General features: G+C 31.3%; 4 protein-coding genes and 1 pseudogene. 2 read left to right on the top strand and 3 right to left on the bottom strand.

Annotated elements, in window-relative coordinates; translation table 11 throughout:
- The 3 genes and pseudogenes from VLC96_RS08355 to porX form a co-directional block, all read right to left on the bottom strand.
- Positions 1–453 (bottom strand): annotated as a pseudogene (locus VLC96_RS08355) (alanine dehydrogenase); the annotation flags it as partial.
- Positions 454–592: 139 nt separating this feature from the next.
- Positions 593–1,000 (bottom strand): tRNA (adenosine(37)-N6)-threonylcarbamoyltransferase complex ATPase subunit type 1 TsaE, encoded by a 408-nt coding sequence (gene tsaE, locus VLC96_RS08350; protein WP_325262058.1) that lies wholly within the window; start codon positions 998–1,000, stop codon positions 593–595.
- A gap of 144 nt (positions 1,001–1,144) precedes the next feature.
- Positions 1,145–2,695: a T9SS response regulator signal transducer PorX gene (porX, locus tag VLC96_RS08345; protein WP_325262056.1), complete on the bottom strand. Its 1,551-nt coding sequence runs from the start codon at positions 2,693–2,695 to the stop codon at positions 1,145–1,147.
- A 341-nt stretch (positions 2,696–3,036) separates the two neighbouring features.
- Between porX and VLC96_RS08340 the strand changes: the two genes are divergently transcribed.
- Positions 3,037–3,891, top strand: a complete 855-nt coding sequence (locus VLC96_RS08340) for an EamA family transporter (protein WP_325262054.1) — start codon at positions 3,037–3,039, stop codon at positions 3,889–3,891.
- 209 nt (positions 3,892–4,100) lie between these two features.
- A partial coding sequence (gene fabG / locus VLC96_RS08335) for a 3-oxoacyl-[acyl-carrier-protein] reductase (protein ID WP_325262052.1) occupies positions 4,101–4,799 on the top strand: 699 nt, incomplete at its 3' end.

The following is a 4,799-nucleotide window of genomic DNA, read 5'->3' as shown; positions in this document are numbered from 1 at the left end:
GCCATCTTCATCTTTTAGATATTCGAAAGCAAGTGAAGTTACTTTTTTTCGGGATAAAGCTTCAAAATAAGCTTTTTTTCTTGTTTTTAATTGGATGGCAGAAATTAAGATGGTTTTTGGATTCATCAACTCAATTTCGGCGATTGTTGGTGGTTCCACTTTTAATATCATTGGGCAACCAAAAACTTTCTTAGTGTCTTGACTGATTTCGGCACCAGCGTCAGCATATTCTTTGTCAGTATAACTTGAGCTCAGTCCGGCTCCAGCTTCTATCATTACTCTATGTCCTTGGTAAGTAAGTGAATTCACGGCATCTGGCGTTAAACAAATGCGTCTTTCCTGGTAACTATTCTCTTTTGGAATTCCTATAAAAAGTTTGCTTTTGTGTCTAGCAATTTCTAGTTTTTCTTCCTGAGGTAGTAATTGTTCTTTTGTGAATGGACTTATTGACATTGATATGTTGAAATTAGTGGTACAATTTACAAATTTTAATAATTAGTTAATTGGTTAACCAGAAAATTTGATAATTAGTTATTGAGTTTATAAGTTGCTGAAGTTATTAAGTAACTTATAAATTCAGCTGTTTAGCAACTTAGTTTAATTGTAATAAACGCTCACCACTAGGTAATAATTCGATTGTAATTGTAGTATGCTGCAACGGAATCAAATTTTCAATTTTTTCAGACCATTCGATAAAACACCAATTTCCAGAATATAGATAGTCTTCGACTCCCATATCTAATGCTTCGGTTTCTTTTTTTAATCGATAAAAATCAAAATGATAAATCGTTTGATTATTCAGAGTTTGATATTCATTTACTAACGAAAATGTTGGGCTGCTTGTTGCTTCAGTTACACCCAATGTTTTGCATAATTGTTTGATTAAAGTGGTTTTTCCAACGCCCATTTCTCCATTAAAAAGGATCACTTTACTTGGGTTTTGATCTAAAATTTGTTGTGCAACTGAAGCAAGTTGCTCTATAGAAAAAGTAATAGTCATTTTATTGTATTCGATTTGTTTTTGATTAAAAGCCACAAATTACACTAATTCTAGCAAATATTTTTTTTCCAAAAAACGTATTAATTTGGTGAAAAATCACTTCGAATTCGTGTAATTTGTAGTTAAAAACTAAGTGTTACTCAATTATTTTGGATTAAAAACAAGAAAAGGAATAATCATTTCTTCCAATGAGATTCCTCCATGTTGATAACTGTTTTTGTAATAACTCACATAATGATTGTAGTTGTTTACATAAGCTAAAAACAAATCATTTTTAGCAAAAATATACGAACTGCTCATATTTATAGCAGGCAAACCTATTTGTTTTGGTTCTTTTACCGCATAAACATCTTTTTGTTCGTAGGTTAAACTACGTCCTGTTTTATAGCGCAAATTTAGACTTGTATTTTTATCTCCAACCACTTTCGATGGATTTTTTACATTGATAGTTCCGTGATCTGTGGTTAAAATTAATTTGAATCCTAATTTTTGTGCCTGCTGAATAATTTCTAATAAAGGTGAATTTTTGAACCAGCTTAAAGTCAATGAACGATATGCTTTATCATCAGAAGCTAATTCTTTTACAACATCCATTTCGGTTTTGGCGTGCGAGAGCATATCAACAAAATTATAAACAACCGTAACAAGATCGTTGTCTTTAAGGGATTTAAAGCTTTCGGCTAGTTTTTTTCCGCCAGCCATGTTGGTTATTTTAAAATAATCTTCTTTTAAATCCAATCTGAGGCGTTTTATTTGAGCAGTTAAAAATTCTGCTTCATATAAATTTTTACCTCCTTCGTCAGGATCATTTTTCCAATATTGCGGGAATTGTTTTTCCATTTCAAGAGGTGTTAATCCTGAGAAAATGGCATTTCTAGCATATTGTGTAGCTGTCGGAAGGATTGAAAAATATGGAACTTCTTTTTCGAGTTTATAATAATTTGAAACTACATTTTCAAATGATTTCCATTGGTCGTAACGCAAATTATCGATAACAACAAAAAGAACTGGCTTGTCTTTTTTTAGTTCTGGAACAACTAATTCTTTGAATAAATTATGTGATTGTATCGGTTTATCTGCCTTTGGTGCAAACCAATCTTCATAGTTGCGCTCAATGTATTTACCAAATTGAGAATTAGCTTCGACTTTTTGAGATTCCAGAATTTCGATCATTCCTTGATCGTTAATGTTTTCAAGTTCTAATTCCCAAAAAATCAGTTTTTTATACAGTTCTACCCAGTCTTCATAGGAGTTGACCATAGCCATTTCCATAGTTATTTTTCTGAATTCTTTCTGATAGTCTAAAGTCGTTTTTTGAGAAATCAATCGTGAATTATCTAAGTTTTTCTTTAAACTCAATAAAATCTGATTTGGATTTACTGGTTTGATAAGATAGTCGGCAATTTTGGAACCAATGGCTTCTTCCATAATATATTCCTCTTCACTTTTGGTAATCATTATCATCGGAATAGAAGATTTTTTTTCTTTCATTTCTGATAATGTTTCCAAACCGCTCATTCCAGGCATATTTTCGTCAAGAAAAACAATGTCAAAATTATTTTCGTCAAAAATATCTATAGCATCGCGTCCATTATTGCAAGTGGTGACGCTGTAGTTTTTTTTCTCAAGAAATAAAATATGTGGCTTAAGCAAATCGATTTCGTCATCGACCCAAAGTATTTTTATATTATCCATAGTTGATTCTTTTTTGTGCAATTTAGATTTATAGAACTTAAAAAATATTAAAAATAGTATAAAGTTCAACAAAAATAATAGGAATTAATTCTACTTGTTTCGTTTTGTATGGAGTTATAGGGATTTGATTATTGTTTTTATGAGCATAAACACAGGGCACTTTTAGTAAACATGGAACCTGCTATCCGCTACAAACGAAATTCACTGAACACATATAAAAATAAAAGTATAGTGAAGTAATCTTTTTATCTTATGAAAAAGTAAAGGACAAAAAGGATTTCCACTACTATCAAGGCTAGCGGGAATTATTTGTTATTTTTGCTATCAAAAAATATTGAACTATGTTATTTCTTATTTTGTCTGTTATTTGTAGTGTTACTGTTGGCGTGATTTTTAAAATAGCCCGAAATTACCAAATTCCGACTACACAAATAATAGCTTTTAATTATGCGTTTGCACTTGTATTGTGTTATTTGTTCTTCAGCCCTGATTTGTCGATTTTGGATGCTTCATCACCTTGGAGCGTCTTTATTTCATTGGGAATTTTACTTCCAAGTGTGTTTCTTTTTTTGGCAGCTTCAATAAAATATATGGGAATTGTAAAAACAGATGCAGCTCAACGATTGTCTTTGATTATTTCAATTTTGGGAGCTTGGGTAATTTTTGGTGAACAGTTTAATACACTTAAATTAATTGCGCTTTTGATTGGATTTCCAGCATTATTATTGATTCTAAACAAGTCCACAGAAAACAAAGAAAACAAATGGATTTATCCCGCGATTGTATTAATAGGATTTGGTATAATCGACCTTTTTTTTAAACAAATCGCTTTAAATTCTACTGTGTCTTTCACGACATCATTATTTGTTATTTTTTTAATTTCATTGGTAATAATGTTACTTTATAATTGCTATGAACTGTTTTCAGGCAAAGCCAAAATGAATTTTAAAAGTATCATTTTTGGAGGATTAGTGGGGATTTTCAATTTTGGAAACATTTTATTTTATCTGAAAGCACATAAAGCTTTTTCCGAAAACCCATCAACTGTTTTTGCAGGAATGAACATGGGAGTTATTATTATTGGTACTCTAGTTGGTGTTTTTGTTTTTAAAGAAAAAATTACCAAATGGAATGTAATAGGACTTTTAATGGCTTTATTAGCTATAGTTTTTATTGTAGTTTCTCAGTTGAAATAGCGTTATTTCACAGAGATAAACAAAGATGAAACAAAAAGTCACACAAAAAACATTTTTTAAAACTTGATAATCGTTGAGCCTTTCTTTGTGTGTCTCCGCCAAATCAATTTTTTGCTATCCGTATTTTATTATTATATTTGGCCTTCGTAAGCAAATCTTGATTTCACTATGATTTGTTATAATTTGATAAAAAATAATTACTATCTAATATGAAATTACTAGAAGGAAAAGTAGCCATTATTACTGGCGCAAGTCGTGGAATTGGAAAAGGAATTGCTGAAGTTTTTGCTAAAAACGGAGCCAATGTTGCCTTTACTTATAGTTCATCTGTAGAATCTGCACAGGCTTTAGAAACTGAATTAAATAGTTTAGGAATTAAAGCAAAAGGATACAAATCGAATGCGGCTGATTTCAACGAAGCGCAAACTTTTGTTGATGCTGTTTTGGCTGATTTTGGAACTGTAGATATTTTGATAAACAACGCCGGAATCACTAAGGATAATTTATTAATGAGAATGTCTGAAGCTGATTTTGATCAAGTTATAGATGTTAACTTGAAGTCTGTTTTTAATATGACCAAAGCTATTCAAAAAACATTTTTGAAACAACGTGCAGGTTCAATTATTAATATTAGTTCTGTTGTTGGTGTTTCTGGAAATGCAGGTCAAACAAATTATGCAGCTTCAAAAGCAGGTGCTATTGGTTTTACTAAATCGGTAGCTTTAGAATTAGGTTCTCGTAACATCCGTTGCAATGCTATTGCTCCTGGTTTTATCGAAACAGAAATGACAGCAAAATTAAGTGAAGATGTAGTAAAAGGATGGAGAGAAGGAATTCCTTTGAAACGTGGTGGATCTCCTGAGGACGTTGCCAACGCTTGCTTATTCCTAGCATCAGATATGAGTGCT

The organism is Flavobacterium sp. (assembly GCF_035456085.1).
GTDB lineage: Bacteria > Bacteroidota > Bacteroidia > Flavobacteriales > Flavobacteriaceae > Flavobacterium.
Note: the sequence above shows the minus strand (reverse complement) of the source record. Positions and strands in the feature narration are given on the sequence as shown.

Excerpts from the sequence above, each read along its gene's own strand:
- porX (WP_325262056.1), bottom strand. The coding sequence starts at position 2,695 with ATGGATAATATAAAAATACTTTGGGTCGATGACGAAATCGATTTGCTT.
- tsaE (WP_325262058.1), bottom strand. The coding sequence starts at position 1,000 with ATGACTATTACTTTTTCTATAGAGCAACTTGCTTCAGTTGCACAACAA.
- VLC96_RS08340 (WP_325262054.1), top strand. The coding sequence starts at position 3,037 with ATGTTATTTCTTATTTTGTCTGTTATTTGTAGTGTTACTGTTGGCGTG.